General features: G+C 48.3%; 32 protein-coding genes. 14 read left to right on the top strand and 18 right to left on the bottom strand.

Going from position 1 to position 26,739, the window contains the following annotated elements; translation table 11 throughout:
- Positions 1-110: 110 nt before the first annotated feature.
- Positions 111-737 carry an NAD(P)-dependent oxidoreductase gene (locus A0126_RS07705; protein ID WP_088837141.1) on the top strand — a complete coding sequence of 209 codons (627 nt, stop codon included), beginning with the start codon at positions 111-113 and terminating at the stop codon, positions 735-737.
- 60 nt (positions 738-797) lie between these two features.
- Here A0126_RS07705 and A0126_RS07700 read toward each other — a convergent pair whose 3' ends face one another.
- A complete protein-coding gene (locus tag A0126_RS07700) occupies positions 798-1,280 on the bottom strand; it encodes an NUDIX hydrolase (protein ID WP_088837140.1) in 483 nt (160 codons plus the stop codon).
- 106 nt (positions 1,281-1,386) lie between these two features.
- Here A0126_RS07700 and A0126_RS07695 point away from each other — a divergent pair, with 106 nt between their 5' ends.
- Together A0126_RS07695 and A0126_RS07690 are read left to right on the top strand one after the other, a co-directional pair.
- On the top strand, positions 1,387-1,746 hold the full coding sequence (locus tag A0126_RS07695) for a hypothetical protein (RefSeq protein WP_088837139.1): 360 nt from the start codon (positions 1,387-1,389) through the stop codon (positions 1,744-1,746).
- A gap of 12 nt (positions 1,747-1,758) precedes the next feature.
- Positions 1,759-2,484, top strand: a complete 726-nt coding sequence (locus A0126_RS07690; RefSeq protein WP_088837138.1) for a site-2 protease family protein — start codon at positions 1,759-1,761, stop codon at positions 2,482-2,484.
- 78 nt (positions 2,485-2,562) lie between these two features.
- On the opposite strand, the gene A0126_RS07685 is transcribed toward A0126_RS07690, so the two are convergent.
- Together A0126_RS07685 and A0126_RS07680 are read right to left on the bottom strand one after the other, a co-directional pair.
- The gene (locus tag A0126_RS07685) at positions 2,563-2,982 is read right to left on the bottom strand and encodes a universal stress protein (protein WP_088837137.1); all 420 of its coding nucleotides are present in this window, start codon (positions 2,980-2,982) and stop codon (positions 2,563-2,565) included.
- An 18-nt stretch (positions 2,983-3,000) separates the two neighbouring features.
- Positions 3,001-4,464, bottom strand: coding sequence for a SulP family inorganic anion transporter (locus A0126_RS07680; RefSeq protein ID WP_088837136.1), 1,464 nt, complete (start codon positions 4,462-4,464; stop codon positions 3,001-3,003).
- 170 nt (positions 4,465-4,634) lie between these two features.
- Here A0126_RS07680 and A0126_RS07675 point away from each other — a divergent pair, with 170 nt between their 5' ends.
- Together A0126_RS07675 and A0126_RS07670 are read left to right on the top strand one after the other, a co-directional pair.
- Positions 4,635-5,177, top strand: coding sequence for a recombinase family protein (locus A0126_RS07675; RefSeq protein ID WP_088837135.1), 543 nt, complete (start codon positions 4,635-4,637; stop codon positions 5,175-5,177).
- Positions 5,178-5,302: 125 nt separating this feature from the next.
- Positions 5,303-5,851 carry a DUF4256 domain-containing protein gene (locus A0126_RS07670; RefSeq protein WP_088837134.1) on the top strand — a complete coding sequence of 183 codons (549 nt, stop codon included), beginning with the start codon at positions 5,303-5,305 and terminating at the stop codon, positions 5,849-5,851.
- A gap of 64 nt (positions 5,852-5,915) precedes the next feature.
- On the opposite strand, the gene A0126_RS07665 is transcribed toward A0126_RS07670, so the two are convergent.
- Positions 5,916-7,583 (bottom strand): methyl-accepting chemotaxis protein, encoded by a 1,668-nt coding sequence (locus A0126_RS07665; RefSeq protein WP_088837133.1) that lies wholly within the window; start codon positions 7,581-7,583, stop codon positions 5,916-5,918.
- A gap of 123 nt (positions 7,584-7,706) precedes the next feature.
- Here A0126_RS07665 and A0126_RS07660 point away from each other — a divergent pair, with 123 nt between their 5' ends.
- Positions 7,707-8,270 (top strand): DedA family protein, encoded by a 564-nt coding sequence (locus tag A0126_RS07660; RefSeq protein ID WP_088837132.1) that lies wholly within the window; start codon positions 7,707-7,709, stop codon positions 8,268-8,270.
- A gap of 35 nt (positions 8,271-8,305) precedes the next feature.
- Here the strand turns inward: A0126_RS07660 and A0126_RS07655 are convergent, their stop codons facing one another.
- The 4 genes from A0126_RS07655 to A0126_RS07640 form a co-directional block, all read right to left on the bottom strand.
- Complete coding sequence (locus tag A0126_RS07655) at positions 8,306-9,520, bottom strand: chloride channel protein (protein ID WP_088837131.1); 1,215 nt, start codon at positions 9,518-9,520, stop codon at positions 8,306-8,308.
- Positions 9,521-9,544: 24 nt separating this feature from the next.
- Entirely contained in the window at positions 9,545-9,886 is a 342-nt protein-coding gene (locus A0126_RS07650) for a potassium channel family protein (RefSeq protein WP_088837130.1), read from the bottom strand.
- Between the two features lie 4 nt (positions 9,887-9,890).
- Complete coding sequence (locus A0126_RS07645) at positions 9,891-10,943, bottom strand: DUF389 domain-containing protein (protein WP_204251449.1); 1,053 nt, start codon at positions 10,941-10,943, stop codon at positions 9,891-9,893.
- A 68-nt stretch (positions 10,944-11,011) separates the two neighbouring features.
- On the bottom strand, positions 11,012-11,959 hold the full coding sequence (locus A0126_RS07640) for a cation diffusion facilitator family transporter (protein ID WP_088837128.1): 948 nt from the start codon (positions 11,957-11,959) through the stop codon (positions 11,012-11,014).
- Positions 11,960-12,267: 308 nt separating this feature from the next.
- On the opposite strand from A0126_RS07640, the gene A0126_RS07635 reads away from it, so the two are divergent.
- Positions 12,268-13,170: a sensor domain-containing diguanylate cyclase gene (locus tag A0126_RS07635; RefSeq protein ID WP_088837127.1), complete on the top strand. Its 903-nt coding sequence runs from the start codon at positions 12,268-12,270 to the stop codon at positions 13,168-13,170.
- Positions 13,171-13,222: 52 nt separating this feature from the next.
- Here the strand turns inward: A0126_RS07635 and A0126_RS07630 are convergent, their stop codons facing one another.
- The 5 genes from A0126_RS07630 to A0126_RS07610 all read right to left on the bottom strand — a co-directional run bounded on the left by A0126_RS07630 (position 13,223) and on the right by A0126_RS07610 (position 16,793).
- Complete coding sequence (locus A0126_RS07630; RefSeq protein WP_204251424.1) at positions 13,223-14,041, bottom strand: SDR family NAD(P)-dependent oxidoreductase; 819 nt, start codon at positions 14,039-14,041, stop codon at positions 13,223-13,225.
- Entirely contained in the window at positions 14,041-14,694 is a 654-nt protein-coding gene (gene nfsB, locus A0126_RS07625) for an oxygen-insensitive NAD(P)H nitroreductase (RefSeq protein ID WP_088837125.1), read from the bottom strand. The genes A0126_RS07630 and nfsB overlap by 1 nt, the downstream gene beginning before the upstream one ends.
- 167 nt (positions 14,695-14,861) lie before the next feature.
- Positions 14,862-15,224, bottom strand: coding sequence for a winged helix-turn-helix transcriptional regulator (locus A0126_RS07620; RefSeq protein WP_239456891.1), 363 nt, complete (start codon positions 15,222-15,224; stop codon positions 14,862-14,864).
- Between the two features lie 19 nt (positions 15,225-15,243).
- Positions 15,244-15,915: a zinc dependent phospholipase C family protein gene (locus tag A0126_RS07615; protein WP_088837123.1), complete on the bottom strand. Its 672-nt coding sequence runs from the start codon at positions 15,913-15,915 to the stop codon at positions 15,244-15,246.
- A gap of 20 nt (positions 15,916-15,935) precedes the next feature.
- Complete coding sequence (locus A0126_RS07610) at positions 15,936-16,793, bottom strand: alpha/beta hydrolase (protein ID WP_088837122.1); 858 nt, start codon at positions 16,791-16,793, stop codon at positions 15,936-15,938.
- Positions 16,794-16,885: 92 nt separating this feature from the next.
- Here A0126_RS07610 and A0126_RS07605 point away from each other — a divergent pair, with 92 nt between their 5' ends.
- On the top strand, positions 16,886-18,013 hold the full coding sequence (locus tag A0126_RS07605; protein ID WP_162288270.1) for an HAD-IA family hydrolase: 1,128 nt from the start codon (positions 16,886-16,888) through the stop codon (positions 18,011-18,013).
- Here the strand turns inward: A0126_RS07605 and A0126_RS07600 are convergent.
- The 5 genes from A0126_RS07600 to A0126_RS07580 form a co-directional block, all read right to left on the bottom strand.
- Complete coding sequence (locus A0126_RS07600; protein ID WP_088837120.1) at positions 17,988-18,905, bottom strand: hypothetical protein; 918 nt, start codon at positions 18,903-18,905, stop codon at positions 17,988-17,990. The two genes, A0126_RS07605 and A0126_RS07600, sit on opposite strands and share 26 nt — an antisense overlap.
- Positions 18,902-19,432, bottom strand: a complete 531-nt coding sequence (locus A0126_RS07595; protein WP_088837119.1) for an RNA polymerase sigma factor — start codon at positions 19,430-19,432, stop codon at positions 18,902-18,904. Before A0126_RS07595 ends, A0126_RS07600 begins: the two co-directional genes overlap by 4 nt.
- 85 nt (positions 19,433-19,517) lie before the next feature.
- The gene (locus A0126_RS07590) at positions 19,518-20,081 is read right to left on the bottom strand and encodes a nucleotidyltransferase family protein (RefSeq protein ID WP_088837118.1); all 564 of its coding nucleotides are present in this window, start codon (positions 20,079-20,081) and stop codon (positions 19,518-19,520) included.
- Between the two features lie 18 nt (positions 20,082-20,099).
- Complete coding sequence (locus A0126_RS07585) at positions 20,100-20,900, bottom strand: phosphotransferase enzyme family protein (RefSeq protein WP_088837117.1); 801 nt, start codon at positions 20,898-20,900, stop codon at positions 20,100-20,102.
- A gap of 12 nt (positions 20,901-20,912) precedes the next feature.
- Positions 20,913-21,131 (bottom strand): hypothetical protein, encoded by a 219-nt coding sequence (locus A0126_RS07580; protein ID WP_088837116.1) that lies wholly within the window; start codon positions 21,129-21,131, stop codon positions 20,913-20,915.
- Positions 21,132-21,250: 119 nt separating this feature from the next.
- Here A0126_RS07580 and A0126_RS07575 point away from each other — a divergent pair, with 119 nt between their 5' ends.
- The 6 genes from A0126_RS07575 to A0126_RS07550 all read left to right on the top strand — a co-directional run bounded on the left by A0126_RS07575 (position 21,251) and on the right by A0126_RS07550 (position 26,680).
- Positions 21,251-22,249, top strand: a complete 999-nt coding sequence (locus A0126_RS07575) for an NADP-dependent oxidoreductase (protein ID WP_088837115.1) — start codon at positions 21,251-21,253, stop codon at positions 22,247-22,249.
- A 45-nt stretch (positions 22,250-22,294) separates the two neighbouring features.
- Positions 22,295-22,705: a TIR domain-containing protein gene (locus tag A0126_RS07570; protein WP_088837114.1), complete on the top strand. Its 411-nt coding sequence runs from the start codon at positions 22,295-22,297 to the stop codon at positions 22,703-22,705.
- 153 nt (positions 22,706-22,858) lie between these two features.
- A complete protein-coding gene (locus A0126_RS07565; RefSeq protein ID WP_088837113.1) occupies positions 22,859-23,449 on the top strand; it encodes an ArsR/SmtB family transcription factor in 591 nt (196 codons plus the stop codon).
- Positions 23,450-23,466: 17 nt separating this feature from the next.
- Positions 23,467-24,684 carry an MFS transporter gene (locus tag A0126_RS07560; protein ID WP_088837112.1) on the top strand — a complete coding sequence of 406 codons (1,218 nt, stop codon included), beginning with the start codon at positions 23,467-23,469 and terminating at the stop codon, positions 24,682-24,684.
- 281 nt (positions 24,685-24,965) lie between these two features.
- Positions 24,966-25,856, top strand: coding sequence for a heme ABC exporter ATP-binding protein CcmA (gene ccmA / locus A0126_RS07555; protein WP_088837111.1), 891 nt, complete (start codon positions 24,966-24,968; stop codon positions 25,854-25,856).
- Complete coding sequence (locus tag A0126_RS07550; protein ID WP_088837110.1) at positions 25,853-26,680, top strand: ABC transporter permease subunit; 828 nt, start codon at positions 25,853-25,855, stop codon at positions 26,678-26,680. The genes ccmA and A0126_RS07550 overlap by 4 nt, the downstream gene beginning before the upstream one ends.
- Positions 26,681-26,739: the final 59 nt, after the last annotated feature.

The following is a 26,739-nucleotide window of genomic DNA, read 5'->3' as shown; positions in this document are numbered from 1 at the left end:
CAGTTTAGTGAGGGGATGTTTTTTTGTCAATTTCCTTGACAGAATAAATTTTTGTAACTAAAATGATTACAAGTGTCATGCTACATAAACTTAAAAGGAGGAGATGTGAGATGAAAGTTGCGATCATCGGTGCAAGTGGGAAAGCAGGACGAACTATTTTACGGGAACTGGCAGAACGGGGACATGCCTTGACGGCAATCGTCCGAAATGTAACCCGGACGACGCACGACTCCGTCCTCGAAAAAGATGCGTTTGCATTGACGAAGGACGACCTGTCGGGATTCGATGTCGTCATCAATGCCTTTGGCGCGGCGCCTGGAGATGAGATTCAGCACGTCGAACTCGGTCGCCATTTGATGGAGGCATTGTCAGGAACGGCAACGCGTTTAATCGTCGTCGGTGGCGCCGGCAGCCTGTTCGTCGACCAGGAACAAACGACACGTTTGGCAGATACACCGGATTTCCCGGAAGCATACCTTCCGACGGCGAAAAGTCAGACGCTTAACCTGATTGATTTGGAACAGGCGACCGACTTACATTGGACGTTCGTCAGTCCGGCAGCCTTCTTCGATCCGGAAGGTGAACGGACAGGAACGTACCAACTCGCTTCAGACGTCTTGACCGTTAATGCAGCAGGTGACAGTTACATCAGTTACGCCGATTATGCCGTCGCCATTGCGGATGAGGTCGAACACAATCGCCATGATAAAGAGCGCATTTCAGTTGTCTCGAAGTAACAGATAACGCCCGATGTCCTGTTCAAAAGGACGTCGGGCGCTTTTTCTGTCATGCTTGGTTTAATTCTTTACTTCAAAGGAGTTACGTAATGCCCAAATCGTGGTACCTAACTCCTCCAGTAAGGCATGTGCCCGTTTTTCGATTTTTTCCGGGAGCGCATCTTGACTGAAGTATGCCAAGTCAAAACTTTCGTCATCATTGATTTGTAATGTCCCCGTGACTTCGTGCGCGTGGAACAGGTTGATCACACTATCCGTCTCGTCTCCGTTCGGATATGTGAACTGGTAGCGTGGTCCGGAAAAGACACCAATGAGTTTGACCTTGTCCGTCACAAGTCCCGTTTCTTCATATAATTCCCGGATTGCGACTTCTTCTAATGTTTCCCCGAGTTCCATCGAGCCGCCCGGTAATCCCCAATCGTTTGTATCGGAACGGTGTTGGAACAAAAGTTGTCCTTGTTCATTGATGACGAGGATTGTCGCACCGACGCTGATAATCGGTCGACTGCCGATGAATTTTCTTAATTCTGTTATGTATCCCATTAGTTGTCCTCCTTCGTTACAATTGCTTCCAATTTCACTGTACCCTCTTTTGTAAAATACTGTATGATATGAAAGTTAGTTCATTTTACCAAAGGAGTGGATTTTAGTGAAGTCGTTTCCTGAAGAACTAGACCTGTTGTCCTTATTTTCAGTAAAACCGGATGAACCGGTTCCACTCTTCTATTACGACGAATCGACGTACCGCTTTCAAAATGCCGTCGAACAGTTCATCGTTCGTCTGACACCGGCAAGCGGTCAGTTTTCCCTTCAAGTCAATCAGCGTTCCGACGGTCGACTGCTGTCGAGTATGTCCTTACAGGCATTATCGTCATTTGAAATCATTCAAGACGACCGGGAAGCTGCACGGATTTTACTGACCTTGGAACAAGACGAAGTCGTCCAAACCATCGAAATCGACGTTCGTCCGAAGTTTCGTCTCATCTTTCAAGAACAATTAACGCGTTAAAAGGAGCAGATCATGTCGTATTTCGTATTATTGGGGACTTTTTTGCTGGCGACGCTCCTCCATGAACTCGGACACGTCGCAGGTGCCAAGCTCGTCCGGATACAGGTCCGCACCCTGTCAGTTGGGTTCGGTCCCGTTCTCGCGCGGGCGACATACCGTGGCGTCACCTACCAGCTTTGTTTGCTGTTACTCGGAGGGTATGTCTTACCGGCTGACGCTGCTGTCAATCGCGGTAGACGGATCGTCTTCGTCGCTTCGGGACTAATCATGAGCATCGTCCTCGTCCCGCTTGCTTGTCTCTCGGTCCTGCAAATCATGAATCCGGCACAATCTCTAGTGGCCGGGTGGTATCACCTGATAACACCGTGGGTCACGTATCCGGTTCACTTCCTGTTTGATAGTCTGCCGTCTCTTTTGCCGGACGGTCCTTACACCGTGACGGTCCTGCTTCAGTTACTCGCTGCGACGAGTCTCTTTCTCGGATTGACGAACTGTCTTCCGCTGATCATGCTCGACGGCGGACAACTGCTTTTGCTGCTGTTTGAAGGTTGGTTTCCCATGTTGCGGCAACAAGAGCGCAGATTACTCAAAATCAGTTATGTCCTGCTCGGCCTATTGATTGCCGTCCCGATTCTCATTGTATTCGTCAAACACATCGAGACGACGTATCCGATTCTGTTGGTCGGTGCCTTCATACTTTACCGCGTCGTCAAACTGTCTCCGGGCATGCGCCTTTAAAATCAAAAAACAGACCACTTTGTGTGCAACGGCAACAAAGTGGTCTGTTTTTTGTATAGAGAATATCCCCTCGTCCGGTCATTTGACGATCATGACGGGGCTTTTAACGCGTTTCGCGACTTTATGGCTGACGCTGCCGAGGACCATTTCCTGAAGCGAGTTCAACCCGCGGCTACCGATGATCGTCATATCCGTCGGCTGCTGATTCGCATGCTCGACAATGGCCGGCCCCGGTTCCCCGCGGAGGATTGTAACGTAATAGGACACCCCTGCCGCTTCGAGCTTTTCTTCGACCGGTCCGAGCTTTCGTCGCCGTGCGACTTCTAGCGCTTCGCTCCCCTCCGAATGCAAGACTTCTTCGCGTGCTTTCGCGAAGTCCGCGACGAAGACGACCTCAATCTTGCTCGATTCGTTCAAACGTGCGAGTTTAATCGCCTCTTCCGCTGCACGGACAGAATGGTCAGAACCGTCGACGGCTAATAGAATATGATTGTACATACAAATCACTCCTTCAGGTTAATGGGGTGAGGACTTCGAATCCGGTCGGTTATGAATCGCCAAGCGATCGACGAGACGTTTACTTTCCGGATTCAATCCAAGGATCGTGATACTATTCTGATTCGACATCAAGCGTAACATTACCTTGTCGATGGCACCGACTCCTGAATCATCCCAGATTTGTGTCGATGAGAAATCGATGATGATCGCAGTATCATGGACCTCATAATCAAAAGATGCGATGAAGTGATCGACGGAAGCGAAGAAGAGTGGTCCCTGGACGGTATAAATCGTCTGATCCTTCTCCTGTCGCTTGATGACGTTGATTTTTGAGACTTTCGCGACAAAGAACAAGGCGCTCAAGATGACTCCAGTGATGACTCCGATTGACAAATCATGTGTTGCGACGACCGTGATGACCGTCGTCAACATAACGATTGCATCGGCTTTCGGCGCCTTTCGGATATAGGTGAAGGACGACCAATCAAATGTTCCGATTGAAACCATGATCATAATCCCGACAAGAACCGGCATCGGAATTTGAATGACCCAGTTGCCAAGGACGATGATTAAGAACATTAAGAACAGTCCCGCGACGAGCGTCGAAAGTCGACCACGTCCCCCGGATTTAACATTGATGACGGATTGTCCGATCATCGCACATCCAGCCATCCCTCCGAAAAATCCGGTGACGAAGTTCGCGATCCCCTGCCCCCGTGCTTCGCGGTTCTTTTCGCTCTCCGTTCCCGTCATGTCGTCGACAATCGTTGCTGTCAGCAACGATTCGAGCAATCCGACGATCGACAAGGCGAGTGCGTACGGGAAGATGATGCCGAGCGTCTCGAATGTGAGCGGGACGTCCGGTAAGAAGAACGATGGCAATGACCGCTCAATCGTTCCAAGATCTCCGACCGTCCGTAAGTCGAAGCCGAAGTAAATCGTCAGTCCCGTCAAGACGATGATGGCAACGAGCGGTGCCGGAACCGCGTTGAACAAGCGCGGCAACAAATAGATGATGGCGAGTGTGATGCCGACAATGACATACGTCAACGTTGAAATCCCGACGAAGTGCGGGACTTGTGCCATAAAAATCAAGATTGCCAGTGCGTTGACGAAACCAATCATGACGGCTCTCGGGATGAACCGCATGAAGCGGGCAACCTTCAAGATACCGAATACGAGTTGAATGACACCGGTTAAAATCGTTGCCGCTAATAGATAATCCAGTCCGTGTTCCTTGACGAGCGGGACCATCAGGAGTGCCATCGCACCGGTCGCTGCCGATATCATTCCCGGACGTCCGCCGACGAAAGCGATGATGACGGCGATACAGAACGAGGCATACAAGCCAACCATCGGATCGACACCGGCAATGATCGAGAAGGCGATCGCTTCCGGAATCAATGCGAGGGCGACGACGATTCCCGCTAAAATATCACCGCGGATGTTTGAGAACCACTGTTCCCGGAGTGTCAAATTCATCAATTTCGTTCCACCTTTCCTTCCACCCCTACAGGGTTTCCCGTATACTAAGGGGGACCCGAATGGATGGTTTCGTTGAATGTCCGTTAAGCGTACCACTTAAAGTATCATAATGGAACTGTTTTGGGACGATTGATTTTACGACTAGTGTACGATGTGAGGAGAATTTTATGATTATCAGTTATATGCGTCCGTTTTATGAAGATCCGGAATGTATCCTTCAAATGGAAGCCGTTCAAGCCTTCAAACCCGAACGCCAAGTCATCGAAGAACACGCTTCGTCCAAACGACGGGAAGCGCTCGAACAGTTAATCGCTTCACTGGCGACGGGGGATGTGGTTGTCGTCTCGCAACTTTATGTCTTGGCTGACTCATCGCGCCATTTGATTGAATTGCTTGAACAAATCGAACAAAAGCAAGCATACCTCGTGACGATCCGGGAACAAATCGATACCCGCGAACCGCTCACGCACTCGTTTCGAGAACTCGTCGAACATCTTGTCGCCCTCCAAAGCGATGTCGTCAGTATGACGACACGCCAAGGGTTGACGAAAGCGAAGGCGGACGGGAAACAGACGGGCCGCCCGCGTAAAGCAGATGCCAATGTCAAACGGGCAATCGAAATGTATCAAAGCAAACAGTACAACCTCGCTGAAATCCGTCAGGAAACGGGGATTAGCAAAAGTACGCTCTACCGCTATTTGGAGCAATGATGCGAGACCTGTTAATCAAATCCGTGTTTCCTTCCGAAGTGACAGGAAACACGGATTTTTCATATTTTACAGTGAAAGTGGGTATACTGACTGTAACGAATAGATGAAGAATGGAGGTACTCCCCATGACTGCAACGGAAGAAGAACAGACAGTACTGAAACAACTCGAAACCCGCTTCAAGGAACAGATGCACCGGCACCCGAATGTCGACTGGGCTAATGTCGAAAGACGCTTACAGCAACAGCCTGATGCGTTAGCGGTTATCAAACGAATGGAACAGACCGGTGGTGAACCGGATCTCGTCACGGACCCGGACGCACCCGATGACTTAACCTTTTTTGATTGCGTCAAGGAAAGTCCTACGGGTCGCCGCAGTTGCTGTTATGACCAGGCTGCCCGCGAGAAGCGTAAAAAAAATTCACCTGCGACGAGTGCGCTCGAACAGGCAACGGAGATGGGGGTCAGCTTATTGACAGAAGCGCAATACCGAATGCTGCAAGCACTCGAACCAATGGACCTCAAAACGTCGAGTTGGGTTGCAACGCCATCATCGATTCGTGACCAAGGTGGTGCGCTTTATTGCGATCGCCGGTATGATACGGTATTCGTTTATCACAATGGAGCGGATTCCTATTATGCGAGTCGTGGCTTTCGCGGCTGCTTGACGCTGTGACGTGAAACAGAGATAAACCAAGAGTTACTCCGTGCTTACGTTGGAGTGTGTCTTGGTTTTTTGTTTACCGTCTAGTCAAGGTGTGGTCACTTGCATCAATCGCTCGTTCAAGGAGTTGGACCTGTTGATGCATCGTATCTCCATGACGTTTTAACTGTTCCTGCCGCGCGATGTTCACATTCATTTGATCACCCAGCGTCTTGCCGTACGTTTGTAACGTCAGTAAGGTGTGCTGGATGGTCTTGAGGTGCGAGGCGACTGCTGGATTCACCGTATTGACCGCATGGCGTTCCAGCTCGACGTGTCGTAATGCTTCTTCAATCCGAGATGAACCGGAAAATAGCTGGGTCATCCCGTCCGTCGCTTGACCTAACTGTTGGAACGTGTCATTGATGTGGGTCGTCATCTGGCTTAAATCGCCTTCCATCGTCGTGACACTCGCTGTCAATTCGTCGTTGGCTTGATTGATGCTCCGAATCAAGTGCGTCACGTCAAGCGATAGCAGTTCGACTTCTTTTGCGACGATTGCGAAACCACGCCCCGCTTCACCGGCGCGCGAGGCTTCTATCAAGGCATTAAGCGATAACCGTCGTGTCGCCTCAGCGACGCGTTGAATCTGCTGAATGGAGTGGTTCATCGAATCATTTTTCTCACGTGTGCTGTGTAGTGACCGCAAGACGACGTCGGACGACGTATGTAACGTCTGCGTTCTGATTTTCAACGCATCAAGAATGGTTTCTTCCTGTGCGATCTCCGACTGGAACTGGACGAGCGTCCGTTGACTCTCTTGTAGTGATTGATTCATCCGTTCTAACGCTAACGAGGAGGTGTGCAGGAGTTGATCCGTTTCTTCGACGACAGATTCCACTTCCCGTGAATGGGTGGTCAAGGAAGTGGCGACTTCTGAGATCGCCGTCACCGACTCCTCGGTTGCCGATAGCTGGCTCATGAATTCCGGTTGCATCCGTTTGAGCTGGTTACTCGTGTTGCCCAGTTCATCCGTCAAGCTTGTGATTTGGTTCATCAATTGATTGTACTGGAACACTAACTGTTCGACTTCAAACGTGGTGGTCTTAAGTGAAAGCGGCCGATAGTTCCGTTTCGCGTGGGCCTCTTCAATCTTCAGCGAGAGGACGGATAACGGGGCCAGCTGTTGTTTAATCCGGAAGCGGATCAGCAGACTGACGAAAAACAGGACCGCGAGGCTTAAGGTCCCGAGTTCGAATGCCAGTGCCTTGGCCGGACCGATCAGTTGATCCCGGTCGACCGATAAGAAGACGATCGTATCGAGTTCCTGAATCGCTTTTGCCAGGATGAACCGGTCTCCATGTGTTACCGTCGTGACGGTTTTCGTGTTTAAGTCGCGCCGGACGGTGGTTTGCTCGGTGTTCGTTAATGCAATTGCCGGGAAAACCTGATCTTTCGTACGGAACGTTTCGAACGCAGCTTCATAATCATCTTGCGCAAGATCCGCCAACTGTTGATTTTTCGTCCGTTTCACCGCTTGATCCCGCGCTTTATTCGCTTCCGGATAGGTCAGCGCAATCGCTTTGACGCTTGTATCGAGCATCGTCAACTCCCGTTCGAGCCGTTCCGTCACTGACTTCGTCGATGTCTGATATACTTCATAGACGCTCAGTAAACTAATCGTCAGTAAGCCGATTCCGACTAACGGAATTAACCACCCGTTCAATTGTTCACTCAGCAATGGTTTTCTTTTTCTAGGTCTCATGGCGTATCATCTCCTCGTCGAGTCTATCGGAGATGTCGACCGTTTCATTTATGAAGGGCGTGTAACGATTCGGTAAACTTCTGGTGCGGGCTGCCGCTACACGACTTCGAAAGGAGAAATGACATGACAAACTGGCAAATCTGGATGGACCATTATGGGTATCTCGGTGTCTTTCTCGCCCTGTTCGCCCACTTTATCCCGACCGAACTGATCATGAGTTATGCCGGCTTTTTAGTGGCGACGAATCAGCTCTCCTACGTTTTGATGCTTGCGACGGGCGTCATCGGATTCGTCCTGTCGCAACTCGTTTTGTATGGTCTCGGCTACTTCGGCGGTGAACGGCTGCTGCATGTGCTGACGAAGTGGCTTCACGTACGTCCGGACCGTTTGCAACGCGCCGAACACAACTTACGCCAGTATGGTGGCTGGTACCTGCTCTTGTCCCCGCTCTGGAAAACGGTTTTTGCGTTTGGTGCCGGGACGGTCCGGATTCGCTTGACGACATTTTTACTTTCAACGGCACTGTCCTTTACGGTCTGGTCCTTGCTCTTCATGACGAGCGGTTACTATCTAAAGGAACGCTGGGATCTCGTTGCCACATTTGCCATGAAACACGTCTCCTGGATGGTCTTGTTCGTCGTGCTTTCTGTGCTCGTGATTCGTTGCTGGAGCAGGAAAAGAGATTGATTGAAGAAATCAAGGACCGCATGACTCGTCTGACTTTACTTGATACTTCCTTCGATTCGAATCGAGATTTGTTTAATCAAGATTGCGACGAATAAGATGAACGGGAAGAATTGAAGTGGGAACAAAAATAATAACAACGTCGCCGTGACGAAAGGTTGTTTCAAAATGACGGTACAGCTCGCAGCAACGGCGACGGCGACGAGTAACCCGGGTGTATATGGAAACAAGACGGCAAACGCGAAGCCGATGGAGGTACTTGAGAAAATCGCCGGAAAGATTTTCCCGCCCCGCCATCCGAATGAAAAACAGATATTCGTCAGCAAAGCTTTTCCGAGCGCAAGCAAGACTAAAAAGAGAATGGATTGATCGAGCGCTTCTTTTGAAAAGTCTAATAGTTCATGTTCACCGGAAAATAAAAAATACGGTGACCAGATACCAAACAAACCGATGGCGAGTCCGGCGCTGATTGCGAGTCCGAGCGGTGATGGATATTTGATTGCAAGCTGGTCCGTCCATCGACCAAGAAGAAGAAACACTGCTCCGAAACCTGCCCCGATGAGGATTGCCGGGACTAAGAAGTAAAAGACTTCCCGCGTCCAATTGACTTCGGGGGTACTGATACCGAATACGGAAGCACTCGGGAAGAGGCGGTTCAACAACGTAAACGCTAAAATCCCGCACGCTGTCGTAATCCCGTACAAGAGGGCTTTCGTCAGTTTTGATTGAAAACGACGTTCTGCGATTCCCTCTTCGATCGCTTCACTGACACCGACGAACGGTGCATAAAATATCGTCGCTAACATCGCCCCGATCCCGAGTTCAAGCAATTGTTCCTTTTTATGAATCGTCCACGTCATCCGGTCGCCGATCCACGTCATCAATCCTCCCAAAATACTGACGAGTGCCGCTTCCGGACCAAGACTTGCCCCGAACGTTAAGACAAGTAATGCCGCGCTACTGTTTTTGATAATCGCCCCTTCATACGTAACCCGTCCGGTTTCCTGAAATTCACGTAACGTTTCGTGCATCGTCTTCGGATAATCCCCGATGTATTTCTGAAACAGTCCAATCAACACCCCACCCGTCGCTCCCATCCAAATCGGGTACCAGGTGCTGTCAAACGTTTCCGGTAATGTCGTCCACACAAGATGAATCAATGCGTTGACGACGCCTAAAAAAAGTGACGCGACTACACCGACGAGAATCCCGAGTAAGCAACTGTAGAAGATAAAAACCAGATTGAACTTCACATCATTCCCCTCCTCCTTTAGACCTCATTTCGGCTTCCGTTTCGTTTGATGAAATTCTTTTAACGCCCGATTGAAGTTGGCAATGACGGCACTGAGGACCCCGATGCCAAGCAACACGTAGACCATCGAAAAGATTTTTCCGAGTGGCGTGATCGGATGAACGTCACCATAGCCGACCGTCGTCAATGTCATGACCGCTAAGTAGACGGAATCGAGATACGTCAATTTTTCGACGCTATGATAGAAGAACATTCCGACCGCGAGTAAGAAGACGACGGAAAACATGACCGCTTTCTGTTCTTCTTGGCGAAACAGGATTCGGACGACATGAAACATGTTTCGCATCAATATGAAAAAGGCAATCATCGAATCAGTCCTTTAATTGGAATGGAAGTTCATCAAGATTGAATGACCGGTTGCTGAACCAGCTGGATTGACGCAACCGTTCTTCGAGATAACGGTTCAGGACGGCTGCTGCTTGTTCGCCCGTCAAGGCGTTGATGTCCGGGACCTGATTGATTACCAAGTCTGTATCCGCTAATCCATAGTCCGGTAAGCTCGATTCGATTGCCGTCACCTCTTCTTGAGACAGGCGTTTCCCGGTGACCGTCACCGTCAATTGTTCTTTTTGTTCATCATAGGACTGGTCAATCACCACGTTTTCCGCGAACTGCTCATCGATTAACGACGTGATCCCGGTACTGATGACACTTTCCTGGACTAATGTCACGGCAGAAAAAATACTGGGGATCGTAATCAGGATGGACAGGACGGCAAGTGCAATGTTAATGCGAGGGTTTTGACGTTTATTAGCATTCACTGCAGAAGCAATGCCCATGAACCGAATACCGATGAACGTCGCAATCGTGATGAAGCCGCAATTGATGACGAATAAATAACTCGATCCTAAAAAATAGTCCAAATTCATCGTCGCAATCGAATAGCCGACCGTACAAAGAGGCGGCATTAAAGCGGTCGCAATCGCGACACCGGGTACGATGTTATTGCTGACTTTTTTTCGCGCACCGATGATGCCTGCCGTCCCGCCGGCAAACGCAATCACGACATCCCAAATCGTCGGTGACGTTCTTGCAATGATCTCATTACTTGCATACGTGATGGGTGAAATGGAAAAGTATAACGTTGCCACAATCAGACTGACGGACACTTGGACAATCAATAATTTCGTCGCACGTTTGAGGAGTGTTAAATCGGATACGGATAATGCAAATCCGACACCTAAAATAGGGGTCATCAACGGCGAGACGAGCATCGCGCCGATGATGATTGGAATGGAGTTCATGTTCAGACCGATTGAGGCAATGAAGATTGAACACATGAGAATAACGGAGTCGCTCGGTGTTACTTTTAAATCGGCATACATCTTATCTTTAAATTCACTTGGCGAATAATGATGATCCATTATTTAATCAACTCCTTTAAAACAAAAGGACAGCTGTCGTGAACGATGCATGATGTTGATCCATTTAATTAATGGTGATGCGAATGAGGTGCGGCACGCCCCTCGAGTTCACAAAGTAAGGCATCACTATGCTCGTGATTCGCAGTCTCGATTTGTATCGTCGCATGATGGATATGTTGATCTTCAAGCTTATGCTTGATTTCCTGAAGTAACGCCTCCCCTTCAGCAATCGACATGTCCCCGTCCGTGACGACGTGACACGACAGGGCATTCAATCCACTCGTGATCGCCCAGACATGTAAGTCATGGACGTCGTTGACACCCTCTGTCCCTTGAATCGTCGCGGTGATTTCTTCGAGATTGACGTTCTCAGGGACACCTTCCATCAAAATATTGACGGCTGATTTCGTCACGAAGTAACCACTTCGTAAGACGAGCAGCGCTACGATGATACTTGCGAGCGGATCGGCCCAGTTCCAACCGAAAAACATGATGAGCAAGGCTGCTGCAATCGCACCAATCGAGCCGAGTGTGTCACTCAAGACATGGAGATAGGCACCTTTCATGTTCAGGTTTTCTTTGACGTCGCCTCCGCGTAGCATGATCCAAGCGACAAGCAGATTGACGAGAAGACCGATGACACTGACGATCAGCATCCCTGTCGAGGCAATCGACGTCGGCTCTGTAAAACGACGAATCGCTTCATAAAAGATATAGAGCGAAATCGCGATTAAAGCGACACCGTTGATGACGGCAGCCAGGATTTCGAAACGTCTGTAACCGAATGTCTTACTGCCGCTCGCTGCCCGTTCCCCGAGCTTAAACGCGACGAGCGAAATCGCGAGTGACGCCGAGTCACTTAACATATGTCCGGCGTCAGCGAGAAGTGCCAAACTATTCGTCAAGTATCCGCCAATCACTTCAACGATCATAAATAGTGTGATGATGGAAAAAGCAATCAATAATACACGTTTGTTTCCAGTGTGTGCATGGTCGTGCCCGTGGTCATGTCCCATTTCATTCTCTCCTTTAAGTGTTGTCTGCAATTCGGACAGTCGATCGTCCGTAGATGCACGCGGAAAGGATGAAGCAGCTTCTTGTTTAAAGCAGATCGCAACCCGTTCAATTCCTCGTATATTGCAAGTAGTTCCTATCCACTCGATACCCGAAAAAGACAGGAACAATTCATCCGGTTCAAAAAAAGGAATTACAGTTCTGGATGGAAGCAGAACGGAAACCTAAAAAATCGTCGTATAAAAAAGTAAAATAATTCAAAAAACATGGTATTATATAGGTTATATAGAATACAAGAAGGTGAATCCGCATGCTTGTTTTAGGAATGAGTATTGGTATTATCATGGCATTAATCTTTACCAAACTTCAAAAACCCGATGAAGCTTCTCAATTATCAGTTGAACTGATCGGACATCATACGAAAGATGTTATTTATGTTTACGAAGTGAAACCGATCCAACGCTTTCGGTACATCAGCCCGTCGCTTGATGAACATATTGGTGATGGCGTCGTCGACGCGAGCTACGCCGATCCGGCTGTCTGTTTTGACCGTATTCATCCGGATGACTTTGATGTTTTGATTGCAAAGATATCAGGTACGGGAAATTATGATACCGCCTTTTTACAACGGTGGCGGACGAATGATGGACGATATGTCTGGTTTGAGGAGTATACAACTCCGATTTATGAAAATGATGAACTTGTCGCAATCCAAGGAATCATACGTAATGTTGAACAAGCGATAACTGAAAAAAATGAATTAGAGAAACGGTGCAGGACTGATGCTTTGACAGGACTTTATAACCGTTATCAATTTGATAATATGATATCGGAACTTATGCCGTGTCAAAACGTTCCACTCGCTATCTTATTATTTGATTTAAACGACTTAAAGATTCAAAATGATCATCACGGTCATGCTGCCGGAGATGAATTGCTCAAATTGACCGCGTTCGCTCTAAAGCAGCATAGCCAAAACGTTTACCGCATTGGCGGTGACGAGTTTGCCATTATCGAATCACACTTGACGCTTGAAGAAATCGAAACACTAAGAGCAGGCATTCATGCTGAAATGGACAAGATGCATATCGCTCTCGCTTCGGGCTTCGCGAACGGAATGGCACAAGATGTCGAGCAGCTCATCATGCAAGCTGATGCTGCCATGTACATTGATAAATCAACAAAAAAAATCCGTACATCTTCCACACTTTAAAACGCGGAAGATGTACGGATTTTTTATATAAGCGAATGAATGGTGCTTCGCCTTACCGACTGATTTCGTCATGCTCAGGAGCACCGTCTGAACGAATCAATTTCTCTAGAATCTGAACAAGCCTTGAACGTTTGACCTGACTGGATGCATCTTGATGCGGATTTACGAACTGGCAACTATCGTTATCGTAATATTTTCCAGAAGCATTTTTGAACTCGTCTGAAAGTGCGGCGTCCACTAAAATTTTTGCGCCAATTTTCACATCATGACCTTCAATATGACCTTCAATGCCAAATGCAGACTTGACCATTTTACTTCCTAATAGTGATTTAGGGTTAATAGCGATAAAGGCAGGTGCTTGCTGTTTCGCCATTTCGATGGTCCACATTGTAAGTGCTAACTTGCTTTGAGCGTATGCATCCCCGTCAGGCAATACTTTTTTTCCGAGAAGGGCATCGACCTCTACTTCTTGTTGAGCTGCTGACGAAACGTTAATGACGCGACTACTTGAAGACATCAATGGCAGAAGCGCTTTTGTCAGCGTATAAGGAGCAATTGTATTTACGGCAAACCGAATGTCTAAACCTTCAGCAGTAACCGTTTCGGGTGCACCGTAGACGCCGGCATTGTTAATGAGCACATCGATTCCGGAAACCTCATGAGAGAGTTGCTCCGCCAATCGCTTAACCTCGATTAACCTAGACAAATCTGCTACAAAAGGTACGATTGTCGAGTTTTTCAAAGTTTTACACACAGCGGTTAACTTCTTTTCGTTCCGTCCGTGTAACAATATCGTATGACCTTGTTCGGCTAGTATCTTTGCTGTCTCAAGTCCGATTCCGTCTGTAGCACCGGTGATTAGGATATTCATCAGAATTCTTCGATGATTTCAGATTGCTCGAGTCGCGATTTTGGTAAGGATGCATTAAAATCAGAAGCAGCCCGATAGCCTAATGAAACGACGACACTTGAAGTGAAGCCTTGCTCGCGTAAGTTAAATTCTTCATCTAATACTTTCATGTCTAGTCCTTCCATTGGGACAGCATCGATTCCTAAATCCGCGACGCCGAGAAGGAATGACCCTAAGTTCAAGTACACCTGCTTTTCCGTCCAGTGTTGAAGATCTTTAAAGTCGTATTTGTGTAAATCAACGAAAATTTTTCGCCCCCCATGATTTGCCTGCTTAAATTCTTCTTCAGCAAACCGGCCATCCGCATCTTCTTTTTCCGTCAGATGAAGTAAATATTCGTCTGAAATGTCGCTTTTCGCGGCAAAGATCACGACAGCTGCTGCACCGGTGATTTTTGATTCGTTGAATCCGAAAAAGCCTTGTGCCGCCTTTGCAATCCGTTCTTTCCCTGCTTCACTTGATGCGATGACAAAGTGCCACGGTTGGACATTTGTTGACGAAGGTGCTAGTTGAAGGAGTGATTTAATTGTTGCCATATCTTCCTGTGAAATTTGTTTTTCCTGATCAAACTCTTTTGTAGAGTAGCGTGTTTGTAATGTGTTGATCAATGTCATATTGCCACGTCCTTTGTATGTTTAATGTGTAAAGTACTTCGTCAGTATATATCCCGGAAAATCGGCAAACAAGTACTGACATTTTTATCCGTACGGACATTAAAGTACAAAAAACGTGAACCGTTCACCCCTTAGTAAAAGGCGCACAGTTCACGTTTTTATGTTTTTTACTCGTATTCCTCGCTAAAAGAAATTTCACCATACTCATACGTTTCGTGGTAGGTTTTTCCCCAAGTGCCCAACTCTTTCAAAATCGGCAGTAATGCTTGTCCCAAGTCCTCTAACGCATATTCGACTTTCAATGGCAATTCGTCATATACTGTTCTTTTTACAAGCCCCGCATCTACCAGCTCTTTTAGTTGTCTTGAAAGGACACGTTCATTCACATTCGGTATTTTTCGTTTCAATTCGCCGAACCGGAGGATTTTTGCTCCGCCGATATGATAAATAATCAAAGGCTTCCATTTACCGCCCATGACATCTAAAGAAAGTTCAACATTACAATAAAAGTGCTTCTTGTTTTGATTCACCATCTTAATCTCCTTTCTATCATTCCCTTTTTGAGTTTATGCTTTTTGAATGAAAGAAACTAGGAAAATGCTGATTGATGGTAATACCAACATGATTCGAAAGGATTTTTAAACAACTGTTTACAGCTTGATTGATGTAGCTAGTAATTTCTTGATTGTGATTTTTATAAAATTCCAGCTTCTCGGTTTCTAATGAGGCATCAAGTTGAAAATCCAATGCCAACTCGTCAATTAAAGTAGGCAGATAAGTCTGATCATAGCCTTCGATTTCAAACAAAGGAACCGTTAGCGGAGAGAGTTTGAGTTCATATAATTTAATAATCCGACCATTTAAACGGTTGAAATCCCTGTAAGATTTTTCTAAATCCGCCTGCCATTGCTCGCGTGAGACGTACGCGACCTTCTCGAGGTAAAACGCTAACCATACCTGATCGGATATCAAATGACAGAGGTAACCGAGGTAAAACGGTTCCGCTAATCGTGTTTCATATGTATGCAAAAAGCGGTCCAGGTTAATCCGGTTCTTCCCGTTCTCATCTAGGTCCTTGAAATGGGTTTTCCCTTTCGGCACGCCCATCAGACCGTGGATATCCGGTGCAATCCCGCCTAACAGAAAATCACTCCGGGGCTCCGGTTTCAGCTTGTCCGCGAGCAATGACGCAATACAATAATGCATGATCCGCGATCCCATATGTCTTCGCTCCTTTTAGTTTAATCGTTCGCGCGTTCATCGATTCGGCGGACGGCATCAAGGACGGCGTTTGGTCGGTCCAGATGAATCGCATGACTTGCCTGCTCCACAAAAAGTAGTTCGCTTTGAGTCGATAAGTCGGCCTGTTCGCAAATCAATCGTTTCCATGTGTCCTCAAGCAAGCGTAGCTCCGCTTCCGGCAACCCCTCTTCGATTCCGCTGTTCACGGCCAGTTCCTTGTCGCGTCCGAGCACAATAAGTGGAAGATCAGCGAGTCGACCGCGCCGTTCCAACGTAACAGCGTCGTTCTGCCACTGTTCGATGGCGGTGGCCATTTCGCCGTACAGCAACGGATCGGTTTGGAAATCGAGCAGCTCTCGTTGGACGCTTACCGGTAACTGCCGTTGCTCGTGTGTCAGTTCTGGTCGAATGGCCTCGCATAAGGCGTGACGTGTCATTTCCGCGTAACTTCGGCACTTGTCAAGCCAGACCTGATCCGTCGACAGTTCATCGAGGACCGGTAACGTCAAGGAATCGAGTTGCCGTAAGCGAACGGATGTCGAGTCGACGAGAACGAGTCCACGGACGGTTTCCGGGTAATCATGCGCCATCTGTTGGGCACACAGCCCGCCGTAAGAGTGTCCGACAAGCAGGACCGGCTCCGTGACGTCTAAAGTTTTCAGTAATTCCTGCAATTGCAAAGCGACCGCAACTGTCCCGGTTTGAGTTGTGTTCATCAGTTCATGGCGGTGAAATGAAATCACGCGAAATGTTTGTTTTAATGATTCAATGACTGGATACCATTCATGATAGGTGCAGCCAAGACCGGGCAGAATGACGAGTGGTCGTCCCGGCGTTTTCGTATCGAAATGGGACATGTATATCCTCCGTTTTCTACAGTATAAACATTTTTTCCTATAGTCGTCATTTTTCCATTATAATGAAATTATGTTTTGATTTTATTATAAGAATGGCGGTAATTGAAATTAAAAATATTCAAGCTGTTATCTTTGATTTAGACGGTACCCTTCTGAATCGTCAGTTGTCCTTACAAAGATTCATCACGGGACAATACCAGCGTTTTTTTAACGACTTACAGCCTGTTTCACTGCCGGACTATTCGCGTCGCTTCATCACATTAGACAATGATGGTTACGTTTCAAAAGATGTTGTCTATCAACAATTACTTCAAGAGTTCGAGATCACGACGGTAACGTGGCGTCAATTATTCGACGATTACCTCGTTTTCTTTCCAGACCATTGCATCGCGTATCCTGATACGACGGTCATGTTAAACAACTTAAATAAACAAGGTTATCTGATTGGCCTCATTTCAAACGGCGCATCTGACTTCCAGCGCGCCAATTTAGAAGCTTTAGGGATTGTACATTATTTCAATCACATCCTCATTTCGGAAGACATTGGAATCAAAAAGCCGGACCCGCTTATTTTTAACTACTTTTTAGAAAAGTGTGCCCTTGACGCACATGCGACCGTCTACATCGGCGACCATCCCGTAAACGACGTTTACGGTGCGCAGCAAGTCGGGATGAACGTGATTTGGAAAAGAAACGGCTCCACGCGTCGGCCCCCGTGTACGGACTGGATCGACGACTGGTCCGAATTAGGCACATTGCTTCAGAATGACCAACAAAAAGGAGTTTTTACCATGTCAGAACTGCAATACCAAATCCGCCCCTACGCGGACCACGATTTCGAGGCGATTCAACGGTTGAATGCGGCTGAAGGCTGGAGTAATCTCGTCGCCCGTGCTGACGAAACAAAACGCGCCTTTGCGGCGTCTAACGTTGCTTACGTTGTCGTCATCGACGGCACCGTTTCCGGCTACATCCGTGGCATGACGGATACGGCGATCACGCTCTACATCTGTGAGCTGTTGATCGCGGACAGTGCCCGCGGGCAGGGACTCGGACAAGCTTTGCTCGGACACGTCCACGCCCTCTATCCGGCGACACGGCTCGAGATTCTCGCGAGCGCTTCCTCCCACTCGTTTTACGAACAACTCGGCTATCGTCCGTTTTATGGTTTTCGAAAGACGATCGATGCCACCGTCACAACGCCTCCCACATCGCTTTGAAGACGACCGGGTCGACCTTAAAGAAGACACCCAGTTGGTGATAGACGACGTAGCCGCCTGCAATCAGCCGCAGCGAAACTGTGATCCCGTCCGCTTGCGTCACGCGTAAGACCTTCATTGTTTTGTAATCCGTGACTTCTGGCGGTACTTCTTCGCGTGTCATCGCACGGGCCTCGTACAAGGCATCAATGAAAGCCCGGTACCGACTGTCCGCTGTCATCGGTTGTGCCGTTTCGTCGTCGTTCCACTGGTCAAATGTTTGATAGGCGAGGCGTCTGACCGGCGCGTCGAGGTTTAAATCCCGGAAAAAATCGTTGCCTGTTTTCAGCACGAAGCCCGTCTGGCGCTCGAGTAGCCAGACTTTTTTTATGCCTTCTTCCTCCCCTACAGCGAACAGGCGCACGGACGGCTTATAGCCGTCGACCCGATACAAAGTGACCGGTCCGAGGTTCGAGCCACTTTCCAGTGTTTCAGGGGTAGTATCACCCGTTTCCTCAAGTGTTGCCGTCACGCGCCCCAGTTTCTTCCCTTGCAGGGCACGGACGTCATCCGTCAGCGGTGTCTCCATCGCAAGATAAAGCTCATTTTGATAGACGAGCCCGGGGAGCATACTGCCTGCGGTCGAACTGCCCTCCACTTGTTCGTCCTGCGCCCAGTTCGGGACGACGACGGCACCGTCTGTCCGTACGATTTCTGCCGCAGGCGGTGTCTCTTCCAGTAGCATGCCGCCACCGACCGTCAACAGGAGTGCCGCTGCAACCAGTCCTGTCGCGGTCTTACGTCCGACGAAGCGCGGACGGCGTGCCTGCTGAACGCCGGCGAGCAAATGACTGCGGACCTGTCCGCGGGGCACATCGATTGAATCCACTGCGCGTTTGACCTGCTCTTTCATTTTGCCCCGCCCCCTTTCACCTGTTTGGCCTGAACCTTTTGAATGGCCCGGTAGAGTGTACTTTTGACCGTACTGACCGGTATTTGCAGGAGATCGGCGACGTGCTGCAGTGTGTAGTCCTCGTAATACCGTAAGAACAGGATCGTCCGTTCCGCTACGGTGAGCACTTCGAGCAGCTCCTGCAAGTAAAGATCATTGACGAGTCGCTCCTCGAAAATAACTGGTTCGGCGACATCCGTTGCCGCCGTCGCATAATCGACCCGGATTCCTTGGGTTTTCTTTAGCATGTCGAGCGCACAATTGATCGCGATCCGCGTCAACCAGGTTTTGGCGATCGTCGCGTCCAATAACGTACGGCGGTGTTTCCAGGCGCGATAGGCAACTTCCTGCACATTTTCGAGCGCATCCTGGTCATTTTTTAAGTACAGGTAGGACATCTTGTAAAGATAGGTATCATGACGCGTCAAAAACATCAGAAACGTGTCATCGTCAAACGCGGGTTGCCGCTTGTTTCGCCGACCGATCATCGCCCGTTCTCCCCTTTCTGTCTGTCACTACCTGTTAGACCGCGTAACCGACGGATTTCGTTTCAACGATTTAAATTTTTTTCACTCAAGTTGCTTCATTCTCCGCTTCATGGACACCCGGCCAGTTCTTTCCCCACTGTTTTTCCGTCAGCCGTTGCCGGTAAATCACTTGCCGTGCCGTCGCCTGGAACAGCGGCGTCGGCTGCAGCCGTTGCTGCAACAAATCACCAACACCGTAGGCCGTGAAAAATTCGAGCTGGTCCGCTTGTAGCGTCAGACCGATCGCCGTCACCGTCTCCGGAAACTGTGCCATCGCGTCGCGGGACGACCGGTATGGCGGTAAGTCATTTTTGGTATGCATCCGTGCCTGATTTTTGACGGACCAGGGGTAGTCCGGCAACTGTTCGTTCAGTCGGGCTTCCAGCATTTGGTCAGTCGCTTCCGTCGTGTCGGATGCGTCAAAATAGATGACGTCGATGTCCGCCACCGCTGTCGCTTCCTTTTGCTCTAAAAAATCCCAAATTTTCGCCCGGACATACCCGGCACAAATCCACCAGTCCGGTAAGTCGAGTGTCGCGACCGCCTCAAGAAGTATTCTTGTCTCCCGGTCCCGTTCAAACATCTGGACGATATCTGTTTCCGTCTTCATTTGCACCATCGCTCCTTTTTAATCGAACCACGTCACGCCATGCTGCTTGATGAAGGCAAGTTCTTGCTCATAATGCGTCGCATGCCCCTCCTCAATCATCCGCTGAAACGCCTCCTCCCCGTCGGCTGCTTTACGATGAATCGTCAACAGGAGGGCTTCAATCCGCAGCAGTAACGTATCAAACAATTGCTCTTTTAATTCCGGCATCCCGTAAGCCGCTAAAAAGATGTCGATGCGGCGTTTGATCCGGTCCGGTCCCGTAACGGGGTCATAGTCGACTTGTCGCCCGTGTTCATCGTGATGATGGCGGCTGAGCGGGACGAACGTATACAACGTGTAGGCGATGTCCCAAATCCGTGGTCCGGGTGCCGCTAAATCAAAGTCGATGACGCCGATTGGTTTTTTGTCCTTAAAAATGACATTGTAGACGGCAAAATCATTGTGACAGATGACTGCATACGGCAGCGGCGTATTGTCGAGCGGCTCCCATGACGCGGGTACTTCGAAGTCTGCCGTGGCATCATGAAACTGACGGAGTAACCGTGCCGTCTCTTCTAACACGGCCTCCGACCACATGTAGGCCTTGAGGGGATAGTTTCCCGCCTCCCCGTCAAGATACGACAGGATTTCCCGATTTTGTGGATCGATTCCGAGAAATCGTGGACTTGCCGGATACTCTTTTTTCTCGAGGTGCACGAGCAGCCGGTGAATCCGCGGGCTGTCCGGCGTTTGTTCCCGCCGGACCGTATCGCCTGCGCGACTGACGGCAGAAACGTTTCCCCCTGTTAACGGTTGTTCCTGTTCGCTTTTCTTTGACAAGATGTAACCTCCCTATCGTTTCGAATCAAACTTCGGTAAGAAGACGATGATACCTGCACCAATCAAACACATGATGACATCACTGAACGTAACCGACGCTACATCAAAATCAAGCATCGTCCTGATAAGCTGCCAGACGAGAACGAGCGTGATTGCTAAAGGAACGGTCCGTTTCATCCAGCGGGGTATGCGAATCCATTCCCGTAATAACCGTGCTCCCCATTTCTTCAACACGTCCCCACCTTTCACGATTGGTTAATCCCATATTTTCCCTATCCAATTTCAGTATAGCATTATCGGAAGGCGTGATACACTGGTTAAAAAGACTTGTCAGAGAGGGTGGATGTTCGGTGAAAGCAATGACGATTGAAAAATATGGAAACGTACCACTCGAACTAACGGAACAGCCCCTTCCCGTTGTCTCCGCGCATGATGTCTTAGTCGAAATTCATGCCGCGAGCATCAATCCGGTTGATTTTAAGATTCGGGACGGCAAGGTCAAACTGTTGATTCCCTTCCAGTTCCCGTTGATTCTCGGCAACGATTTTGCCGGCATCGTCACGAGGGTCGGTTCCGCGGTAACACAGTTTCAAGTCGGCGACGCCGTTTACGGACGCGCCGAAAAACAGCGGATCGGGACGTTCGCGGAATTCATCGCGATTCATGAAGACCTACTCGCACGAAAACCGGAGGCGTTATCGTTTGAAGAGGCGGCGTCGATCCCGCTCGTCGGTTTGACGTCCTATCAGGCACTTCACGACGTCTTACAAGCGACACCGGGTCAAAAAATCTTGATCCAGGCCGGTGCCGGGGGTGTCGGGACGTTCGCCATCCAACTGGCGAAGGCGATGGGACTGTATGTTGCGACGACTGCCAGTCCTGCCGGTCATGATTTGGTCAAAGCACTCGGTGCCGACGAAATCATCGACTACCGGACCGTTGCGTTCGATGAGGTCTTACATGACTTCGACGGCGTCTACGATACGATTGGCGACGAGACGCTCAGACGGGCCTTTAAAATCGTCCGGCCCGGTGGACAAATCGTCTCGATTTCCGGATTGCCGAATGGTCGGTTCGGCAAAGCGTACGGGTCCGGGGTTTTAAAAACGATGTTATTTCGTCTCTTGACGGTCCGCGAGGCCTTTCTCGAGCGGAAATACCGCGTCACATACACGTTTTTGTTCATGAAACCGAGCGGACGACAACTGCAGCACATCACGGAATGGATTGAGACTGGGCAAATCAAACCGGTCATCGATCGCGTCTATCCGTTTGAAGCGGCACAGGAGGCGCTCGCCTATTCAGAATCCGGTCATGCGAAAGGGAAAGTCATCTTGAAGGTGAAGTAAGCGAATTAAATGTTTTTGACAACCCATGCTGAAAGGAGCAGACGGATGCAGTTTTATATCGGATCAAGCTTTGCCAATATCACGAACGTCCGGATATTACAACACAAACTGATCGATCGCGGATTTACGCTGACGTATGATTGGACCCAAAATGAACGGGCGACGAGTAAAGCGGCACTGCAAACGATTGGTCATGCTGAAAAACAGGCCATCACGCTCTCGGACTGCGTCATCATTTTACTGCCGGCAGGGAAAGGAAGCCACATCGAGCTCGGAATCGCCTTAGGACAAGACAAGCCGATTTTTCTCCATTGTGTTGATCAGACATACGACCGGTTCGAGACGACGAGTACGTTCTATCATTTGCCGGAAATCATCCCCTGCAGCGGGACGCTTGAAGAATTGACCGAATTGATCGTGCATCATCACCAACAGATGTTTACGCGTGGATTGTAGAGGGTTCTCCTCTGCAATCTTTTTTTGTATCGGTAACTACTACACCTGGATTTTTTTGTAAGTTTCACTAGCTATTTTTTGCTGTTACCGCTATGATTTGTTTAACGGTTAACTTTTATTAACCGGTTTATTTTATGAGAAGAGGTGTTGGAAATGATGCAAAAGTCGATTTTGATTTTAGAACACTATGAACAGCTGAAGGTCATCAGTGACCCGATGCGGACAAAGATGTTGATGCACTTGATTGAACAACCGCATACGGGTCACCAGTTAGCTCAAAAACTGGATGTCTCCCGGGCAAAAATCCTGTACCACTTACGTGAACTCGAAAAGTACCAGCTGATAACGTTGGTGAAAGAAGAGATTCAGGGCGGAAACGTCTTGAAATATTATCAATCCGTCGCACGCGGCTTTATTCCGGCGGATCATTTGCTTAATTTAGTCGAGACACAACAAGCGACACGTCAGTCTTATCTTGAAGTCCTCGACCGCGCGAAAACACGTGTCCTCACTGCGCCGGACGACTCCTTTCAACCGCGTTCTTCCGATGTCGAAGCGTGGACCAGTTTGTCCGTCCAAAAAGAAGTCGCGACGACCCCGCAACAATTTTTAGAATTCACGAAAAAATACCGTCAGCTCCTGGCTGAGTTAGAAGATCAACTTGAAACGAAAGACGAAAAAAAACTTTTTTATATCATGGCGACCGGGTTTGAAATCGACGAGGCATTATTCGAGGAAAAATAACGGAAGGAGGAACGCTAATGTATGAACGCACGGTGAAAGAAAATCTCTCCTTTTTTCGAAACCGCTCCTTTCTTAGCCTTTGGCTAGCGAGTACAAGCTCTTTTCTTGCACTATCGAGTTACCTCTTTGCTGAACAATGGTATATCTTACGTGTGCTGCAGCAAGAGGCTTACCTCGGTATCGTCCTGATGTTGACGCTTCTTCCGCGAATTTTTCTCATGTTGATCGGCGGCGTGATCGCGGACCGCTTCAAAAAGGCGATGATCATGCGCTTTTCCAGTCTATTCCGGTTAGGCTTCGTCATCGCCCTTTTGTTTGTCTATCAAAATGATGCCTTAGGAATCGTCCAGTTGTCACTGTTCGCGTTTCTATTCGGTTGCATCGATGCGTTTTTTTCACCCGCCAGCTCAGCACTCCTTCCGTTACTCCTGTCATCCGAAGACTTCACACGGGCAAATGCCGTTGTCCAAACGTCGAACCAACTCGCCTTATTTTCCGGACCGCTTCTCGGCGGGATTCTTTTAACGACCTACTCGTTCACTCTTTTATTTGTTGTCGTCGGCTGTTTTTTGTCCGTGACGTTCCTTTGTTCCTTATTCATTAGCGAACGCCGTGTTGAACACCGACGTTCAACGTCTGCAACGGCTGAACTTATCGAAGGCGTCCGTTATGTTTTTTCTGAACCTTATTTACGAAAGATCCTGTTCATCTTAATCATCATCAACTTTTTCTTTTTCGGTCCACTCTTAATGGGAATCCCGTTATTAGTCGATGGTGTGCTGCACGGACAAGCCCTCGATTTAAGTTATCTGCAAGGAGCGTATCAAATCGGCATGTTGCTCGGTGCTGCCTTGATAGGACTACGCAATATCAAAAGTCAGTCGATCCGCTTACTGCTTCTACTGATTGGCGGATTAGGCATCGGGTTAGCCGCACTGGGTCAAATCTCAACGGTCTTTCAAGGTGTCGTCCTGTTGCTTGTCATGGGGCTGATGTCCGCTGTCATCAACGTCTTACTCTTGACGACCATTCAAGCGAAGAGCCAACAGCCGATGATGGGACGTGTCATGAGTTTAGTGAATGCGGCGTCGAACGGCTTAGTCCCGCTGTCGTATGCGTTAATCTCACTTTCGCTCTACTTCCATTTCACCATCACATGGATTCTCTTGTATTGCGGCATCATGATCGTGACCACTTCCTGTTTTTTCTTCATCCGTTCAATGAAAAAAGATTGATGAAGCTTAAAGATTTTACGTACAGATGCCGTTTTGTCGAGACGGAATACGCTTTAATACGTTTAGATGACGCATCTTTTTTTGGCATCTTCTAAATAAGGACAGATGCTTTTATCACTCAATATGACTTTGGCTACATATTGAACTATATGTACGAATTAATGATTTCAGTTGAAAAAACCGCTTGAATTGGATAAAATTAGAAATAGAAACATAGGACAATAATTCATTCGGCAATGCCCATACATTTTAGTAATTCAGAACATGAGAGGATACAATAGATGCTAACATTACAAAACATTTCGAAGACGTTTGGTGATCGGCTTGTCTTATCAGACATGTCGCTTACGATTCCGCGTGGAAAAGTAGTCGGCTTGATTGGTCCGAACGGTGCCGGGAAAACAACACTGATTCGAATCATGAACGGTGTGATCTCCCCGACGCATGGCACGGTCCGTTATGATGATCAGCCAATTGAAGCCCTTCGTACGAAAGCTGGCATCGTCACCGAAAGTGCGGGATTGTACCCTGACATGACGGCCCTTGAAAATTTAACTTTTTACGCGTCTTTATACGGTGTCAGAAATAAAAATCATCTGCTTGAACTGTTGAACCAGTTTGATTTGACCCATGTCCGCGATGTCTATGTCCATACGTTTAGTACCGGTATGAAAAAAAGACTCGCGCTCGCTAAAGCAATGCTGCATGACCCGGAAATTTTATTTTTGGATGAACCGACGAATGGACTGGACCCCGACGGCATTCGCCAGGTCCTGGATATGATTCGGTCCGTGAATCAAACGAAGGGAACGACCGTCATCATCACGTCGCACCTCCTCTACCAATTGGAGAGTGTCTGTGACGCCTACATCTTCATCGAACAAGGCCGCTTCATCGATCAAGGGACACTCGCGGACTTACTGAAGCGTCACCAAACGGCGATTCGCGTCAGAATCCGGACAAACCTTCCACCAGGTTCCGTCCACACGATGTTCGAAACAGCTGTTGCACCTGTTGCTTCTGACGTGATTGAAGTATCGTTTAAAGACGAAACGTGCATCAGTCCTTTTTTGAAACAAATCATTGATCAGGGCTACGCGGTGTATGAGTGTCAAGTAATCGACCGTGATTTAGAAGGTGTCTATTTTAAGTTAAGGGGTGAAACGAAATGAATTTACCACTCGTGCTTGCCGTGATTAAAAAAGACAGCATCCAACTCTTTCGAAAAAAGATCTTGCTGTTTACGTTGATTATCATCCCGGTCTTGATGGGGCTCGTTCTTCCGATCGGATTCTCCTGGTTCATCATCGAGCTTGATCCGTCCACGTTAACCGACCCGGAAGTGCTCGATTTACTGAATCGTTTTTTGGCGACTACGGCCAGTCCGGATGTTCTGACACTGACGTTTAATGAACAATTGCTTTATTTGTTCCTAAACTATCCGCTCGTGACGTTATTTTTGTTAGTTCCGGTCATTACATGTTCCGTCATCGCTGCCAATAGTTTCGTCAGTGAAAAGGAACAGCACACATTAGAAAGCCTATTGTTTTCGCCAATCACCATCCGTGATTTGTTTTATGGCAAGCTGCTGATCTCGATTGCCTCATCCTACCTGATTTCCGCCGTCTGCTTTTTGATAAATCTGCTCGTCATCAACACTTTGATTTCCGTCAACGGCTTTTCAGTCAGCTTTCCCTCGACCCAGTGGTGGGTGTTACTCTTTCTGCTGTTACCGATTCTTTTATTGACGACGGCGTTAATTAATTTATTGATCTCGACACGGGTCAGTACGTACCAGGAAGCACAAAACTTGAGCGGTATCATCATCTTACCGTTCATCGGATTAATCATCGGTCAAATCAGCGGATTATTCTTTATCGATACGCTGTTCCTGATTCTGTTATCGATCGGTTTACTGATTCTAAACATTTTCCTGTTAAAACTCGCGTTGCGCTTCGGGACACGCGACCAGCTGTTTAATTCCCAAATGTCATGAATCGGGTAACTTATGAAAAAATCGGTCTTGTTGAAGTTTTGCGTCACGGTTTTAATGCA

This window comes from Exiguobacterium sp. N4-1P, from assembly GCF_002214325.1.
The sequence above is the reverse complement of the archived record's forward strand: the minus strand, read 5'-3'. Positions and strand labels throughout refer to the sequence as shown.